Source organism: Ciceribacter sp. T2.26MG-112.2, assembly GCF_900492205.1.
Classification (GTDB): Bacteria; Pseudomonadota; Alphaproteobacteria; order Rhizobiales; family Rhizobiaceae; genus Allorhizobium; species Allorhizobium naphthalenivorans_A.
This window is the reverse complement of sequence record NZ_UEYQ01000003.1, coordinates 413,200-427,951: the sequence shown is the minus strand read 5'-3', so window position 1 is coordinate 427,951 and position 14,752 is coordinate 413,200. Positions and strand designations below refer to the sequence as shown.

Here is a 14,752-nt window from a genome sequence, read left to right as displayed (position 1 = left end):
TTCGTCGCCACCATCCAATCGTGGCTACCGAGCTAACACCGAGAGGAGCGCCTCAGCGCTCATCGGCGGGATGAAAGATGATCAGACGCGACGCTTCTTGCGCGGGCGGCAACCATTGTGCGGGATCGGGGTCACGTCGCGGATCGAGGTGATCATGAAACCCGCAGCCTGCAGAGCGCGCAGAGCGGATTCACGACCCGAACCCGGACCGCAAACTTCCACTTCGAGCGACTTCATGCCGTGTTCCTGCGCCTTCTTGGCAGCATCTTCAGCGGCGATCTGTGCGGCGAACGGGGTCGACTTGCGCGAACCCTTGAAGCCCTTGGCGCCGGCCGACGACCAGGCAATGGCATTGCCCTGCGCGTCGGTGATGGTGATCATGGTGTTGTTGAACGTCGAGTTGACGTGGGCAACGCCCGACGAGATATTTTTGCGTTCGCGACGGCGAATGCGGGTGGCTTCCTTGGCCATGATGTCCCTTTCGTTGATCTAAACACCGCCGTAGTTCCAGCGGCTACACCGGAAAGGGCCAAGACAGCCCCTTACCAAACTCAAAGAAGGCCGGCACTGACGCGCCAGCCTTCCATCCCGGAAGATCCGGAAATTACTTCTTCTTACCAGCGATCGCCTTTGCCGGGCCCTTGCGGGTGCGGGCATTGGTGTGGGTGCGCTGACCACGAACCGGAAGGCCGCGACGATGGCGCAGGCCACGGTAGCAACCGAGGTCCATGAGGCGCTTGATATTCATCGCGGTATCGCGACGAAGATCGCCCTCGACCTGGTAATCGCGGTCGATGGTTTCGCGGATTGCCAGAACTTCGGCATCCGTGAGCTGATGAACGCGACGCTCAGCCGGAATACCGACCTTCTCGACGATTTCAGCAGCGAATTTCGGACCAATCCCGTGAATGTAGGTCAGCGCAATAACTACGCGCTTCGCGGTCGGGATGTTGACGCCAGCGATACGTGCCACGCCTATTCTCCTTGCTTCCAGTTGCCATCCGGCAAGTGGTGTCTCGTTACACGGCCTTTCGGGCCGCAATTACAAATAAGGTTCTCAACAAGTCAAAACGATCGAACCCGGTCTTCCCGAAGGAAGAACGCGCCGATCGCATAATTGCCGCGAGTTGGCGCGCTATTTAGCGGAATCAGTTGCTGAAAGCAACCGGTCCCGCGAAGATTCTTGAAATGTCCCGCCAGGCTCAGAGCTTGGCGAGTACAGCTTCTATGTCCGCCGTGACGGCGTCGATCTCGGCCATGCCGTCCACGGACTTCAGGATGCCCTTGGCATAGTAGTAGCCGATCAGCGGCGAGGTCTTCTTGTAGTAGTCCTGAAGCCGCGTGGTCATCGTCTCGGCATTGTCATCCGGACGACGCTTGAATTCCGTCGAACCACACTTGTCGCAAACACCCTCGGCCTTCGGCTTCTGCAGCCGGTCGTGGTAGCCGGTGCCGCACTTGGCGCAGGTGTAGCGGCCCGAGACGCGGTCGACGAGGACCGAATCATTGACCTGAAGCTCGATCACGACGTCGAGCTTGATCCCCTTGGCCGAAAGCATCGCCTCGACCGAATCGGCCTGAACGAGCGTGCGCGGGTAACCATCGAGAATAAACCCCTTGGCGCAATCCGGCTGATCGATCCGCTCCGACACGATGGCATTGACGATATCGTCGGATACGAGATTACCCGCATCCATCACCGCCTTGGCGCGCTTCCCGACATCCGTGCCGGCGCTGACCGCAGCGCGGAGCATGTCACCGGTGGAGAGCTGCGGAATACCGTACTTCTCGACAATACGCTGGGCCTGGGTGCCCTTCCCCGCGCCCGGCGGCCCCAAAAGGATAAGTCTCATCGTCCCCTCTTTCCTCCACGCAACTTCGACTTCTTGATCAGGCCCTCATATTGCTGGGCAATCAGGTGACCCTGGATCTGTGCTACAGTATCAAGGGTAACGCTGACAACAATCAAAAGCGAAGTACCACCAAGGGCTAATGGAATGCCCGTCTGGGCAACCAGCATCTCGGGAAGGATACAGACGAAGACGAGGTAGAGCGCGCCGACCACGGTGATGCGGGTCAGGACGTAGTCGATGTATTCCGCGGTCCGCTCGCCCGGACGGATGCCCGGGATGAAGCCGCCGTGCTTCTTCAGATTGTCGGCCGTGTCCTTCGGATTGAAGACGATAGCCGTGTAGAAGAAGGCGAAGAAGGCGATCAGCGCACCATAGAGCGCCATGTAGAGCGGCTGACCATGGCCGAGCGCCGAGACGATCGTCGTCGCCCAGGCCGGCAGCGTCGAAGTGCCGGCAAAGCCCGCGGCCGTGGCCGGCAGAAGCAGCAGCGACGAAGCGAAGATGGCGGGAATGACGCCCGAGGTGTTTAGCTTCAGCGGCAGGTGCGAGGTGTCGCCCTGGAACATGCGGTTGCCAACCTGGCGCTTCGGATACTGGATCAGCAGGCGGCGCTGGGCGCGCTCAACGAAGACGATCAGGGCAATGACGCCGATCGCCACGAGAATCACCGTGAGGATGATCACGGTCGAGAGCGCACCGGTACGGCCAAGATCGAGCGTGTGGGCAAGCGCGGTCGGCAGACCGGCGGCAATGCCGGCGAAGATGATCAGCGAAATGCCGTTGCCGATGCCGCGCGAGGTGATCTGCTCGCCGAGCCACATCAGGAACATGGTGCCGCCCAGCAGCGTGACGACGGTCGAAATGCGGAAGAACCAGCCCGGATCGGCCACCATGCCCTGCCCGCTTTCCAGACCGACGGCAATGCCATAGGCCTGGAGCGTGCCAAGCAGTACGGTGCCGTAGCGGGTGTACTGGTTGATGATCTTGCGACCCTGCTCGCCCTCTTTCTTGAGGTTCTCGAGCGTCGGGACGACCGAGGTCATCAGCTGAACGATGATCGAGGCAGAGATATAGGGCATGATGCCCAGGGCAAAAATCGCCATGCGCTCGACGGCGCCGCCGGAGAACATGTTGAAGAGGCCGAGAATGCCGCCCGACTGGCCCTGGAAGGCCGCCGCATAGGCTTCGGGGTTGAGGCCGGGCAGCGGAATGTGGGTGCCCAGGCGATAGACAAGCAAGGCGGCCAGCGTGAACCACAGACGCTTCTTCAGATCCTCCGCCTTGGCGAAGGTCGAGAAATTGAGATTCGAGGCCAATTGTTCCGCTGCCGAAGCCATGAAATTCTCCGCAAAACCAAAACCGCGGCAAATATGCCGGACCGGTGGCTATCGTCCAATGTTTTTAAGAAAACGGGGCGTCGGAGAGATTGCGCGGCAATCGCATGCCTCACCCTTGTTTTCCAGAATATCCCGGAAGACGAAACGACGTCATTCCGTCCTGGGATCGTGAGGCTCACATATGGGAGCAAAATCGCCCGGTGTGAAGCACCCCGGGCGATCTATTCAAGACTTATTCAGAGGCCTCGACAGCAGCGGCGAGCTGCTTGATCGAGCCGCCGGCCTTTTCGATCTTCTCGACGGCGGTCTTCGACGCGCCGGCAACCTCGAGGGTCACCTTGGTGGTCAGTTCGCCACCCGAGAGAACACGAACGCCGTCCTTGGCACGACGGATGACGCCGGCTGCCTTGAGCGCAGCAGCATCGATCGTTGCCTTCGGGTCGAGCTTCTTGGCATCGATCGCGGTCTGGATACGGCCGAGCGAAACGGTGGCGTATTCCGACTTGAAGATGTTGTTGAAGCCGCGCTTCGGCAGACGACGATAGATCGGCATCTGGCCGCCCTCGAAGCCGTTGATCGCAACGCCCGAACGAGCCTTCTGACCCTTGACGCCGCGGCCACCGGTCTTGCCCTTGCCGGAACCGATACCGCGACCAACGCGGATACGGTCCTTGGAGGCGCCTTCGTTGTCCTTGATTTCATTCAGTTTCATGATGGTTCCCTCCGTCTCACTTCTCGTCGACGACGCGAACGAGATGCTGGACAGCACGGATCATGCCACGAACGGAAGGCGTATCTTCCAGGGTGCGGACCCGGTGCATCTTGTTGAGGCCCAGACCAACCAGCGTTGCGCGCTGGACAGCCGGACGGCGAATGGGGCTGCCGATCTGTTCGATCGTAACCGTCTTTGCTTCAGTCTTCTTCGTAGCCTTGGCCATGGATCAGACTCCTCTTATTCTTCAGAGGCATTGCCGGAAGCGGCACGGCGAGCCTGGAGCGTGGCGAATTTCAGGCCGCGCTGAGCTGCAATGTCCTTCGGATGCACCTGGTGCTTCAGGGCGTCGAATGTGGCGCGAACCATGTTGTACGGGTTCGAAGAGCCGGTCGACTTGGCGACGACGTCATGCATGCCGAGCGTTTCGAACACGGCGCGCATCGGACCACCGGCGATGATGCCGGTACCGGCCTTGGCCGAGCGCAGCAGAACCTTGCCGGCGCCATGGCGACCGTTGACGTCATGGTGGAGCGTACGGCCGTCGCGCAGCGGTACGAAGATCAGCTCGCGCTTGGCAGCTTCGGTCGCCTTGCGGATGGCTTCCGGCACTTCGCGTGCCTTGCCGTGTCCGAAACCAACGCGGCCCTTCTGGTCGCCGACGACGACGAGGGCTGCAAAGCCGAAACGACGGCCGCCCTTGACTACCTTGGCGACGCGGTTGATCGCGACCAGCTTGTCGACGAATTCGCTATCGCGTTCTTCACGGTTCTGACGGTCATCCCGCGAACCACGCTTTTCTTGTGCCATTGTCCTTTTCCTTTTTCTTTTCCGGGTGCAATCGGCAGATTACGTATAATTCCGCCCTGCCCTTCGGGCATGGACGCGAATCCGGGAGTGTCCGGCAATAAGCCGGAAATCCGCCCGGACGCAAGCCCGGGCGGCATTTCTTAGAAGTTCAGACCGCCTTCGCGGGCAGCTTCCGCCAGGGCCTTGATGCGGCCGTGGTAGATGAATGCGCCACGGTCGAAAACAACTTCCTTGACGCCGGCCTTGACGGCACGCTCGGCAACCAGCTTGCCGACCGCTGCAGCTGCAGCGGTGTCGGCGCCGGTCTTCAGGCCCGAGCGCAGATCGGTATCGAGGGTCGATGCTGCGGCCAAAGTGCGGCCTGCGACATCGTCGATGATCTGAGCGTAGATGTTCTTCGACGAGCGATGTACCGACAGACGCGGACGGCCATTGGCCACCGCCTTGATCTGACGCCGCACGCGATTGGCACGACGTACAAGTGCTTCTTTCCTGCTTGCCATTTCGCGCGTTCCTTACTTCTTCTTGCCTTCTTTGCGGACGATCCGCTCTTCGGCATACTTCACACCCTTGCCCTTGTAGGGCTCGGGGCCGCGATATTCGCGGATCTCAGCAGCGACCTGACCGACCTGCTGCTTGTTGATGCCGGAGACGATGATTTCAGTCGGCTTCGGAACCGCGATCGAGATACCGACCGGCGGCTCATAGACCACATCGTGGCTGAAGCCGAGGGCCAGCTGCAGGTTCTTGCCCTGCAGAGAAGCGCGGTAACCGACGCCGTTGATCTCGAGCTTGCGCTCGAAACCGTCCTTGACGCCCTTGAAGATGTTCTCGACCATCGTGCGGGACATGCCCCACTTGGACCGAGCATCCTTGGACTCGTTACGCGGCATGACGACAACGGCGTTGTCTTCGAGCGCGACCGAGATTTCGTCATTCGCGACGAAGAAGAGTTCGCCCTTCGGGCCCTTTGCAGTCACCTTCTGGCCGTCGACGACGGCCGTGATCCCTGCAGGAACCGGAACGGGCTTTTTACCGATACGAGACATGTCTTGATCCTGTCTGTTCGCTAGGGAGATCCTTGCTCAGTCTTAGAAGACCGAGCAAAGAACCTCGCCACCAACATTCTGTTCGCGAGCCTGGTGATCGGCCATTACACCCTTCGGAGTCGAAAGGATCGTAATGCCGAGGCCGTTCGCGACCTGCGGGATGGACTTGACCGAGACATAAACTCGGCGGCCCGGCTTGGAGACGCGGCCGATTTCGCGGATGACCGAAGCACCTTCGTAGTACTTCAGTTCGATCTGCAGTTCGGCCTTGCCATTGTCGTACTTAACTTCGGAATAACCGCGGATGTAGCCTTCAGCCTGAAGGACATCGAGAACGCGTGCACGAAGGTTGGAGGCCGGGGTCGAAACCGAGCTCTTGCGGCGTGCGGCGCCATTGCGGATACGGGTGAGCATATCGCCCAACGGATCAGTCATCGTCATTTGTCCGTCTCCTTACCAGCTCGACTTGACAATGCCCGGCACCTTGCCGGTATTGCCCAGCTCGCGAAGCGCGATACGCGACATCTTGAGCTTGCGGTAGAACGCACGCGGGCGACCGGTGACTTCGCAACGGTTGCGAATACGGGTCTTGGAGCCATCGCGCGGCAGTTCTGCCAGCTTAAGGGTTGCCTTGAACCGGTCTTCGATCGAAAGCGACTGGTTCATGATGATCGCCTTGAGGCCAGCCCGCTTGGCAGCCTGGCTGGCAACGATCTTGCGGCGGCGCTTGTTCTTTTCAACTGCGCTGGTCTTCGCCATATGGAAGTTCCTCTTCTACGCTCGTCGTTACGGTTACTGACGGAAGGGGAAGTTGAACTCTTTCAGGAGAGCCCGAGCTTCGTCGTCCGAGTTTGCCGTCGTGCAAACGATGATGTCCATGCCCCACATCTGATCAACCTTGTCGTAGTTGATCTCAGGGAACACAATGTGTTCCTTGATGCCCATGGCGAAGTTGCCACGGCCATCGAAGGACTTCGGGTTCAGGCCCCTAAAGTCGCGAACGCGCGGAAGCGCGATGTTGATCAGACGGTCCAGGAACTCATACATGCGAGCGCCGCGCAGGGTGACCTTTGCGCCGATCGGCATGTTCTCCCGCAACTTGAAGCCGGCGATCGAGTTACGGGCGCGGGTGATGACCGGCTTCTGACCGGCAATCGCGGCCAGGTCGGCAGCAGCCACGGTGGGCTTCTTCGAATCAGCGGTCGCTTCACCGACGCCCATGTTGATCACGATCTTGTCGAGCTTCGGGATCTGCATCTCGTTCGAGAAGTTGAACTGCTCCTGCAGCGCCTTGCGGATGCGGGAGACATATTCCTGCTTGAGCCGCGGCTCATACTTTGCATCAGCCATCGATCACATCTCCCGAACGCTTGGCCACACGCACCTTCTTGCCCTCGACGACCTTGAAACCGACGCGGGTCGGCTTGCCGTCCGTGTCAGCGACAGCGAGGTTGGACAGGTGGATGGAGGCTTCCTTGTTGATGATGCCGGCTTCGGCGGTCTGGGTCTGGCGCTGGTGACGCTTCACCATGTTCACGCCACGCACAACCGCGCGATCTTCCTTCGGCATCACTTGAATGACTTCACCGGTGCGGCCCTTGTCCTTACCGGTCAATACGACGACCTTGTCGCCCTTGCGGATCTTTTGCATCGCCATGGCTCCTTACAGTACTTCCGGAGCCAGCGAGATGATCTTCATGTGGTTCTTGGCGCGAAGTTCGCGCGGAACCGGTCCGAAGATACGGGTGCCGATCGGCTCTTTCTTGTTGTCGATAAGAACAGCTGCGTTGTTATCGAAGCGGATGACGCTGCCGTCGGCGCGACGGATGTCCTTGGCGGTGCGCACGACAACCGCCTTCATCACGTCACCCTTCTTCACGCGGCCGCGCGGAATAGCTTCCTTGATCGAGACGACGATGATGTCGCCGACAGAAGCATATTTGCGCTTGGAGCCGCCCAGCACCTTGATGCACATGACACGACGTGCGCCGGAATTATCCGCCACGTCGAGGTTAGTCTGCATCTGAATCATGTCAGGTCGCCTTCTTGTTGTACCGAAACGGTTGGGCTGGAAGCCCCCTATCCCGGCTTATGAGTAATTTCGAATGTCGCGCGGAAAGAACTTGCCAGGGTGGTTTCCCGTAGAGGGACCTTCCGTGCGCTCAAAGCAAAAGAACGCCCGTTGCCGGAGCGTTCCTGCGCCAATGGCCTGCTTCATACAGATTTCTGCGTCTGGCGCAAGGGCCAGGCGCAAAACTCTATAAAATTAAGCGTGGGCGGATACCACCGTCCAGCGCTTGTCCTTGGAGATCGGTGCGCATTCCTCGATGGAAACCACGTCACCAACCTTGTACTGGTTGTTCTCGTCGTGAGCCTTGTACTTCTTCGACCGGCGAACGGTCTTCTGAAGCAGCGGATGAGCGAATCGACGCTCGACGCGGACAACAACGGTCTTTTCGTTCTTGTCGGAGACAACGACGCCCTGCAGAATGCGTTTAGGCATAATTTTCTGGTCCTTTAGGCCTTGGCTTCTGCCGCCTTCTGGCGGGCAATGGTTTTCACGCGTGCGATGTCACGACGGACTTCCTGGATACGCGAAGACTTTTCGAGCTGGCCGGTCGCCTTCTGGAAGCGCAGGTTGAACTGCTCCTTCTTCAGCTTGGCAAGCTCGTCATTCAATTGATCGGCGCTCATGGCGCGAACGTCTGCGGCTTTCATGGGCTTGATCCTCACTCTGCAATGCGCTGAACGAAGCGCGTCTTGACCGAGAGCTTGGCCGAGCCGAGACGAAGCGCCTCCCGGGCGATCTCCTCGGACACGCCGTCGATCTCGAACATCATACGGCCGGGCTTGACCTTGCAGGCCCAGTACTCGACCGAACCCTTACCCTTACCCATACGCACTTCGGTCGGCTTGGCGGTAACCGGAACGTCGGGGAATACCCGGATCCAGACACGGCCAGCACGCTTCATGTAGCGGGTGATCGCACGACGAGCAGCTTCAATTTCGCGGGCGTTGACGCGGTTCGGCTCAAGAGACTTGAGACCGAACTCGCCGAATGCCAGGTCGAAACCGCCCTTGGCAACACCCTTGATGCGGCCCTTGAACTGCTTGCGGTACTTTGTACGCTTTGGCTGCAACATTTTCTTATTCTCCGAACTTATCTTTCGCCAGCGTCAATCAAGCGTTTTCGCGGCGACGATCGCCACGATCGCCACGATCGCCACGGCTTGCGGGACCCTGGGCATCGCTATCGAGAGCGCGACGCTCGGAGGCCATCGGATCGTGCTCAAGGATTTCGCCCTTGAAGATCCAGACCTTGACGCCGCAGATGCCATAAGCGGTTTCGGCTTCAGCCGTGCCGTAGTCGATGTCGGCGCGGAGCGTATGAAGCGGAACGCGACCTTCGCGATACCATTCGGTACGCGCGATTTCGGCACCGCCGAGACGGCCGGCGCAGGTGATCTTGATGCCTTCGGCACCCAGACGCATGGCCGACTGCACGGCGCGCTTCATGGCGCGACGGAACGCGATACGACGCTCCAGCTGCTGGGTGATCGACTGGGCAACGAGCGTTGCGTCGACTTCCGGCTTGCGCACTTCAACAATGTTGAGGTGCGTTTCGGAGTTGGTCATCTCCGAGAGCTTCTTGCGAAGCTTCTCGATGTCTGCGCCCTTCTTGCCGATGATCAGACCCGGACGAGCCGAGTGGATCGTGACGCGGCACTTCTTGTGCGGACGCTCGATGACCACCTTGGCGATACCAGCCTGCTTCAGCTCTTCCATCAGGTAAGCGCGGATCTTCAGATCCTCGTGGAGCAGCTTGCCGTATTCGGCATTGTCGGCGAACCAACGGCTGTCCCAGGTGCGGTTGATGCCGAGACGGAAACCGATCGGATTGATTTTCTGACCCATTATGCGGCCTCCCCATTGGCTTCGACTTCGCGCACAACGATGGTGAGGTGCGAGAACGGCTTTTCGATGCGCGATGCGCGGCCACGGCCACGAGCGTGGAAACGCTTCATGGTGATCGACTTGCCGACATAGGCTTCCGCCACGATCAGCTGGTCGACGTCGAGATCATGGTTGTTCTCGGCGTTTGCGATCGCCGATTCCAGGGTCTTGCGAACCGTGCCGGCGATGCGCTTGCGGGAGAATTCCAAGTCGGCGAGCGCGCGCTCGACCTTCTTGCCGCGGATCAGCGCGGCAACCAGGTTGAGCTTCTGCGGGCTGACGCGGATCGTGCGCGCAACAGCTTGCGCCTCGTTGTCCTTCAGCCGACGTTCGGCTTTTGCCTTGCCCATTGTTACTTCCTCTTCGCCTTCTTGTCCGCACCGTGACCGTAATAGGTCCGGGTCGGAGAGAATTCACCGAACTTATGTCCGACCATGTCTTCGTTGACGCTGACCGGAACATGCTTGCTGCCGTTGTAGACGCCGAAGGTGAGACCGACGAACTGCGGCAGGATCGTGGAGCGACGGCTCCAGATCTTGATCACTTCGCTACGACCGCCCTCACGAACCTTCTCAGCCTTCTTGAGAAGATAGCCGTCAACAAACGGGCCTTTCCATACTGAACGAGCCATTTCTGACTAACCTCTCTTACTTCTTCTTCAGGTGGCGGGAGCGCATGATGAACTTGTCGGTCGACTTGTTCGAGCGAGTCCGCTTGCCCTTGGTCGGCTTGCCCCACGGCGAAACCGGGTGGCGGCCACCGGAGGTGCGGCCTTCACCACCACCGTGCGGGTGGTCGACCGGGTTCATGACGACACCGCGGTTGTGCGGGGTCTTGCCACGCCAGCGGGTACGACCGGCCTTACCGTCGTTGATGTTGCCGTGGTCCGGGTTGGAAACGGCGCCGATGGTGGCCAGGCAGGAGCCGGGGACCAGACGCTGTTCGCCGGAGTTCAGGCGAAGGATTGCCATGCCTGCATCGCGGCCGACCAGCTGGACATAGGTGCCTGCAGAGCGAGCGATCTGACCGCCCTTGCCCGGCTTCATTTCGACGTTGTGCACGATCGAGCCGACCGGGATGTACTGCAGCGGCATGGCGTTGCCGGGCTTGACGTCGACAGCCTTCTCAGACGCGATGACCTTGTCACCGGCGGCGAGACGCTGCGGCGCCAGGATATAGGCCTGCTCGCCGTCGGCATAGCTCACCAGAGCGATGAACGCGGTGCGGTTCGGGTCGTATTCCAGACGCTCGACGGTGCCTTCGACTTCGAACTTGCGACGCTTGAAGTCGACCAGACGGTAGGTGCGCTTGTGACCACCGCCGATGAAGCGGGCGGTGATGCGGCCGAGGTTGTTACGGCCACCGCTCTTGGACAGACCTTCCGTCAGCGCCTTGACCGGCTTGCCCTTGTAGAGGCTGGAGCGGTCGACGATGACGAGCTGGCGCTGGCTCGGCGTGATCGGATTGAAATGTTTCAATGCCATTGTTCTTGTTCCCTACCTCAGACGCCCGTCGACACGTCGATGGACTGACCTTCGGCGAGCGTGATGATCGCCTTCTTGACGTCCTTCTGCTTGCCGGCGAAGCCGCGGAAACGCTTTACCTTGCCCTTGCGGACCAGCGTGTTCACAGCGGTGACCTTGACACCGAAGAGCGCTTCGACAGCAGCCTTGATTTCCGGCTTGCTGGCACCCTTGGCGACGTTGAAGACAACCTGGTTCTGTTCGGATACCATGGTCGACTTTTCCGTGATCGACGGAGAGACGATCACATCGTAGTGGCGAAGATCAGTCATTTGAACCGCTCCTCCAGAGCTTCAACCGCAGCCTTGGAAAGCACGAGCTTGCCGCGACGCAGGATGTCGTAAACGTTGATGCCCTGAACCGGCAGAACATCGATGTTCGGGATGTTTGCCGCTGCGAGCTTGAAGTTGCTGTCGATCTCGGCGCCGCCGATGACCAGAGCATTGGTGAGGCCGAGGGTGGCGAAGTTGCCGACCAGAGCCTTGGTCTTGGCTTCGGCAGCCGTCAGCTGATCGACGATGATCAGGTCTTCCGACTTGAGCTTGGCCGAGAGCGCATGACGCAGGGCCAGGGCGCGAACCTTCTTCGGCAGATCATGGGCGTGGCTGCGAACAACCGGGCCATGAGCCTTGCCGCCGCCGCGGAACTGCGGAGCGCGTGCCGAATGGTGACGCGCGCGGCCGGTGCCCTTCTGCTTGTACATCTTGGCGCCGGTGCGGGAAACTTCCGCACGGGTCTTGGTCTTGTGCGTACCCTGGCGCTTGTTGGCGAGCTGGTAGCGGATCATGCGGGCGAGAATGTCCTCGCGCGGATCGAGACCGAAGATCGCATCCGACAGGGAAACCTTGCCGGCGTCTTTGCCCTCGAGGGTCGTGACGTTCAATTCCATGGTGTGGCTCCCTTACTTCGCTGCCGACTTGACGGCGTCGCGCACGATGATCCAGGAACCCTTGGAGCCGGGAACGGCACCCTTCACAAGGATCAGACCGCGATCTTCATCGGTCGAAACGACTTCCAGATTCTGGGTGGTGACGCGGGTCTGGCCCATGTGACCGGCCATGCGCTTGCCCTTCCACACGCGACCCGGATCCTGGTTGGAACCGGTCGAACCGTGCGAACGGTGCGATACCGACACGCCGTGCGTTGCACGCAGGCCGCCGAAGTTATGGCGCTTGATGGCGCCGGCAAAACCCTTACCGATGGTCGTGCCGGTCACGTCGACCAGCTGGCCAGCGGCAAAATGGCCGGCGGTGAGCTGGGTGCCGACGTCGATGAGGTTTTCTTCCGAGACGCGGAACTCGACGAGCTTCGCCTTCGGCTCGACGCTGGCCGCGGCAAAATTGCCGCGCATGGCCTTCGACGTATTCTTGACCTTTGCCTGGCCGGCGCCGAGCTGCACGGCGACATAGCCGTTCCTCTCGGTCGTACGCTGGGCAACGACCTGTACGTTATCCAGACGCAGAACTGTTACGGGGATATGCTCGCCGGCGTCGTTGTAGACGCGGGTCATTCCCACTTTCTGTGCAATCACACCTGAACGCATTGGTTCATTCCTCTTGAGAGTCGCGCCAGGTTCCGAAGAACCCGAAGCTTGCCTCTTTGTTTAAGGATTCCATTCAAGCCCTTCCGGACTATCAGGTTTCCCGTTTCGAGAAGTCGTTGGCAGGTCTTGCCACGTACCTTCCTTGTTATTTCGGCTCTCGCCGGAATCTTTTTCTTAGAGCTTGATCTCGACGTCTACGCCGGCAGCCAGGTCGAGCTTCATCAGAGCGTCAACGGTCTGCGGGGTCGGATCAACGATGTCGAGCAGGCGCTTATGGGTGCGCATCTCGAACTGTTCACGGCTCTTCTTGTCGACGTGGGGCGACCGGTTGACGGTGAACTTTTCAATGCGGGTCGGGAGCGGTACCGGGCCGCGAACGCTTGCACCGGTGCGCTTTGCGGTCGAGACGATCTCCCGCGTAGAGGCATCGAGAACCCGGTGATCAAACGCCTTGAGGCGGATGCGGATATTCTGGCCGTTCATTCGACTTATCCTTGTTTCTTTTCTTGCGTCCCGCATGCGCAGAGACAGTGAATTACGAATTGCTGGCCGGCCCCTGATTTTCAAAAATCACAGGGACACCGCGGGGCGTCCCTGTCACTTATAAAGCATGAGGTGCCCTGCCCGCCCCGATCGCAAGAGCTGATCGGAAAATGCAGCGCAACAATCGGATGATGCAAATCACCATCCGACTCTGTTCTGGCCGGCGACATACACTGCCGCCGGCAATTCGTCAATCGATTACTCGATGATCGAGGCGACGATGCCGGCGCCGACGGTGCGGCCGCCTTCGCGGATGGCGAAGCGCAGCTTTTCTTCCATGGCGATCGGCACGATCAGTTCGACTTCAACCGTGACGTTGTCGCCCGGCATGACCATTTCCGTGCCTTCCGGAAGCGAGACGATGCCCGTCACGTCGGTGGTGCGGAAGTAGAACTGCGGACGGTAGTTGGTGAAGAACGGCGTATGACGGCCGCCTTCTTCCTTCGTCAGGATGTAGGCTTCGGCCTTGAACTTCTTGTGCGGCTTGACCGAACCCGGCTTGCACAGGATCTGACCACGCTCGACGCCGTCACGGGCAACGCCGCGGATCAGAGCGCCGATGTTGTCGCCGGCCTGGCCCTGGTCGAGCAGCTTGCGGAACATTTCAACGCCGGTCACCGTCGTCTTGGTGGTCGGACGAATGCCGACGATCTCGACTTCTTCGCCGACCTTGACGATGCCACGCTCGACGCGGCCGGTCACGACCGTGCCACGGCCCGAGATCGAGAACACGTCTTCGATCGGCATCAGGAAGGGCTGGTCGATCGGACGCTCAGGCGTCGGGATGTAGGCGTCAACGGCGGCCATCAGCTCGCGAACGGCATCTTCGCCGATCGTCTTGTTGCTGTCTTCGAGAGCAGCCAGAGCCGAACCCTTGATGATCGGGATTTCGTCGCCCGGGAAATCGTAGGACGACAGGAGTTCGCGCATTTCCAGCTCGACGAGTTCGAGAAGCTCGGCGTCGTCAACCTGGTCGACCTTGTTGAGGAACACGACGATTGCCGGAACGCCGACCTGACGGGCGAGCAGGATGTGCTCGCGGGTCTGCGGCATCGGGCCGTCGGCAGCCGAGCAAACCAGGATCGCGCCGTCCATCTGGGCAGCACCGGTGATCATGTTCTTGACGTAGTCGGCGTGGCCGGGGCAGTCGACGTGGGCGTAGTGGCGGTTCGCCGTCTCATATTCGACGTGCGCCGTCGAAATGGTGATGCCGCGGGCCTTTTCTTCCGGTGCCGCGTCGATCTGGTCATAGGCCTTGAATTCACCGAAGTACTTGGTGATCGCTGCCGTCAGGGACGTCTTGCCATGGTCGACGTGGCCGATCGTACCGATGTTGACGTGCGGCTTATTGCGCTCAAACTTACTCTTTGCCATTTTCGGCTCTCCATTCTTGGTCCCGCTTGCGGGAAATTCCGTTTAGTCTTTAAG

The 14,752-nt window shown here is 60.0% G+C and carries 26 protein-coding genes; all 26 read right to left on the bottom strand.

Translation table 11 applies throughout. The annotated features are described in order from the left end of the window. Positions 1-81: 81 nt before the first annotated feature. The 26 genes from rpsK to tuf all read right to left on the bottom strand — a co-directional run bounded on the left by rpsK (position 82) and on the right by tuf (position 14,698). Positions 82-471 carry a 30S ribosomal protein S11 gene (gene rpsK, locus DYZ14_RS07840; protein ID WP_028735884.1) on the bottom strand — a complete coding sequence of 130 codons (390 nt, stop codon included), beginning with the start codon at positions 469-471 and terminating at the stop codon, positions 82-84. A 133-nt stretch (positions 472-604) separates the two neighbouring features. After that, positions 605-973, bottom strand: coding sequence for a 30S ribosomal protein S13 (gene rpsM, locus DYZ14_RS07835; RefSeq protein ID WP_115672076.1), 369 nt, complete (start codon positions 971-973; stop codon positions 605-607). Positions 974-1,202: 229 nt separating this feature from the next. Then, the gene (locus DYZ14_RS07830; protein WP_154720137.1) at positions 1,203-1,853 is read right to left on the bottom strand and encodes an adenylate kinase; all 651 of its coding nucleotides are present in this window, start codon (positions 1,851-1,853) and stop codon (positions 1,203-1,205) included. Further along, positions 1,850-3,190, bottom strand: a complete 1,341-nt coding sequence (secY, locus tag DYZ14_RS07825) for a preprotein translocase subunit SecY (RefSeq protein ID WP_154720136.1) — start codon at positions 3,188-3,190, stop codon at positions 1,850-1,852. The genes DYZ14_RS07830 and secY overlap by 4 nt, the downstream gene beginning before the upstream one ends. Positions 3,191-3,422: 232 nt before the next feature. After that, positions 3,423-3,902, bottom strand: a complete 480-nt coding sequence (rplO, locus tag DYZ14_RS07820) for a 50S ribosomal protein L15 (protein ID WP_154720135.1) — start codon at positions 3,900-3,902, stop codon at positions 3,423-3,425. A 16-nt stretch (positions 3,903-3,918) separates the two neighbouring features. Continuing rightward, complete coding sequence (rpmD, locus tag DYZ14_RS07815) at positions 3,919-4,128, bottom strand: 50S ribosomal protein L30 (protein ID WP_054158113.1); 210 nt, start codon at positions 4,126-4,128, stop codon at positions 3,919-3,921. A gap of 14 nt (positions 4,129-4,142) precedes the next feature. Next, the gene (gene rpsE, locus DYZ14_RS07810; RefSeq protein ID WP_154720134.1) at positions 4,143-4,712 is read right to left on the bottom strand and encodes a 30S ribosomal protein S5; all 570 of its coding nucleotides are present in this window, start codon (positions 4,710-4,712) and stop codon (positions 4,143-4,145) included. A 140-nt stretch (positions 4,713-4,852) separates the two neighbouring features. Beyond that, a complete protein-coding gene (gene rplR / locus DYZ14_RS07805; protein WP_154720133.1) occupies positions 4,853-5,215 on the bottom strand; it encodes a 50S ribosomal protein L18 in 363 nt (120 codons plus the stop codon). 12 nt (positions 5,216-5,227) lie between these two features. Then, positions 5,228-5,761 carry a 50S ribosomal protein L6 gene (gene rplF, locus DYZ14_RS07800; protein WP_154720132.1) on the bottom strand — a complete coding sequence of 178 codons (534 nt, stop codon included), beginning with the start codon at positions 5,759-5,761 and terminating at the stop codon, positions 5,228-5,230. A gap of 42 nt (positions 5,762-5,803) precedes the next feature. After that, positions 5,804-6,202, bottom strand: a complete 399-nt coding sequence (gene rpsH, locus DYZ14_RS07795; RefSeq protein WP_115672069.1) for a 30S ribosomal protein S8 — start codon at positions 6,200-6,202, stop codon at positions 5,804-5,806. 12 nt (positions 6,203-6,214) lie between these two features. Further along, the gene (gene rpsN / locus DYZ14_RS07790; protein ID WP_115672068.1) at positions 6,215-6,520 is read right to left on the bottom strand and encodes a 30S ribosomal protein S14; all 306 of its coding nucleotides are present in this window, start codon (positions 6,518-6,520) and stop codon (positions 6,215-6,217) included. Positions 6,521-6,553: 33 nt separating this feature from the next. Next, a complete protein-coding gene (gene rplE / locus DYZ14_RS07785) occupies positions 6,554-7,111 on the bottom strand; it encodes a 50S ribosomal protein L5 (RefSeq protein WP_115672067.1) in 558 nt (185 codons plus the stop codon). Continuing rightward, positions 7,104-7,412, bottom strand: a complete 309-nt coding sequence (gene rplX, locus DYZ14_RS07780; RefSeq protein ID WP_115672100.1) for a 50S ribosomal protein L24 — start codon at positions 7,410-7,412, stop codon at positions 7,104-7,106. The genes rplE and rplX overlap by 8 nt, the downstream gene beginning before the upstream one ends. Positions 7,413-7,424: 12 nt before the next feature. Continuing rightward, on the bottom strand, positions 7,425-7,793 hold the full coding sequence (gene rplN / locus DYZ14_RS07775; RefSeq protein ID WP_003495199.1) for a 50S ribosomal protein L14: 369 nt from the start codon (positions 7,791-7,793) through the stop codon (positions 7,425-7,427). A 234-nt stretch (positions 7,794-8,027) separates the two neighbouring features. Beyond that, a complete protein-coding gene (gene rpsQ / locus DYZ14_RS07770; RefSeq protein ID WP_045017083.1) occupies positions 8,028-8,264 on the bottom strand; it encodes a 30S ribosomal protein S17 in 237 nt (78 codons plus the stop codon). Positions 8,265-8,278: 14 nt separating this feature from the next. Next, a complete protein-coding gene (rpmC, locus tag DYZ14_RS07765; RefSeq protein ID WP_028735898.1) occupies positions 8,279-8,479 on the bottom strand; it encodes a 50S ribosomal protein L29 in 201 nt (66 codons plus the stop codon). Positions 8,480-8,490: 11 nt separating this feature from the next. Continuing rightward, positions 8,491-8,904 carry a 50S ribosomal protein L16 gene (gene rplP / locus DYZ14_RS07760; RefSeq protein ID WP_009109534.1) on the bottom strand — a complete coding sequence of 138 codons (414 nt, stop codon included), beginning with the start codon at positions 8,902-8,904 and terminating at the stop codon, positions 8,491-8,493. Between the two features lie 37 nt (positions 8,905-8,941). Then, complete coding sequence (gene rpsC / locus DYZ14_RS07755) at positions 8,942-9,676, bottom strand: 30S ribosomal protein S3 (protein WP_115672066.1); 735 nt, start codon at positions 9,674-9,676, stop codon at positions 8,942-8,944. Next, positions 9,676-10,065 (bottom strand): 50S ribosomal protein L22, encoded by a 390-nt coding sequence (gene rplV / locus DYZ14_RS07750; RefSeq protein ID WP_037172647.1) that lies wholly within the window; start codon positions 10,063-10,065, stop codon positions 9,676-9,678. Before rplV ends, rpsC begins: the two co-directional genes overlap by 1 nt. 2 nt (positions 10,066-10,067) lie before the next feature. Then, entirely contained in the window at positions 10,068-10,346 is a 279-nt protein-coding gene (gene rpsS / locus DYZ14_RS07745; RefSeq protein ID WP_028735901.1) for a 30S ribosomal protein S19, read from the bottom strand. Between the two features lie 16 nt (positions 10,347-10,362). After that, complete coding sequence (gene rplB / locus DYZ14_RS07740; protein WP_154720131.1) at positions 10,363-11,199, bottom strand: 50S ribosomal protein L2; 837 nt, start codon at positions 11,197-11,199, stop codon at positions 10,363-10,365. 17 nt (positions 11,200-11,216) lie between these two features. Next, entirely contained in the window at positions 11,217-11,510 is a 294-nt protein-coding gene (locus DYZ14_RS07735) for a 50S ribosomal protein L23 (protein WP_115672064.1), read from the bottom strand. Beyond that, the gene (gene rplD, locus DYZ14_RS07730) at positions 11,507-12,127 is read right to left on the bottom strand and encodes a 50S ribosomal protein L4 (RefSeq protein WP_115672063.1); all 621 of its coding nucleotides are present in this window, start codon (positions 12,125-12,127) and stop codon (positions 11,507-11,509) included. The genes DYZ14_RS07735 and rplD overlap by 4 nt, the downstream gene beginning before the upstream one ends. Positions 12,128-12,139: 12 nt before the next feature. Continuing rightward, positions 12,140-12,781, bottom strand: coding sequence for a 50S ribosomal protein L3 (gene rplC / locus DYZ14_RS07725; RefSeq protein WP_154720130.1), 642 nt, complete (start codon positions 12,779-12,781; stop codon positions 12,140-12,142). A 174-nt stretch (positions 12,782-12,955) separates the two neighbouring features. Further along, a complete protein-coding gene (gene rpsJ, locus DYZ14_RS07720; RefSeq protein ID WP_006728688.1) occupies positions 12,956-13,264 on the bottom strand; it encodes a 30S ribosomal protein S10 in 309 nt (102 codons plus the stop codon). Between the two features lie 258 nt (positions 13,265-13,522). Further along, positions 13,523-14,698: an elongation factor Tu gene (gene tuf / locus DYZ14_RS07715; RefSeq protein WP_154720129.1), complete on the bottom strand. Its 1,176-nt coding sequence runs from the start codon at positions 14,696-14,698 to the stop codon at positions 13,523-13,525. Positions 14,699-14,752: the final 54 nt, after the last annotated feature.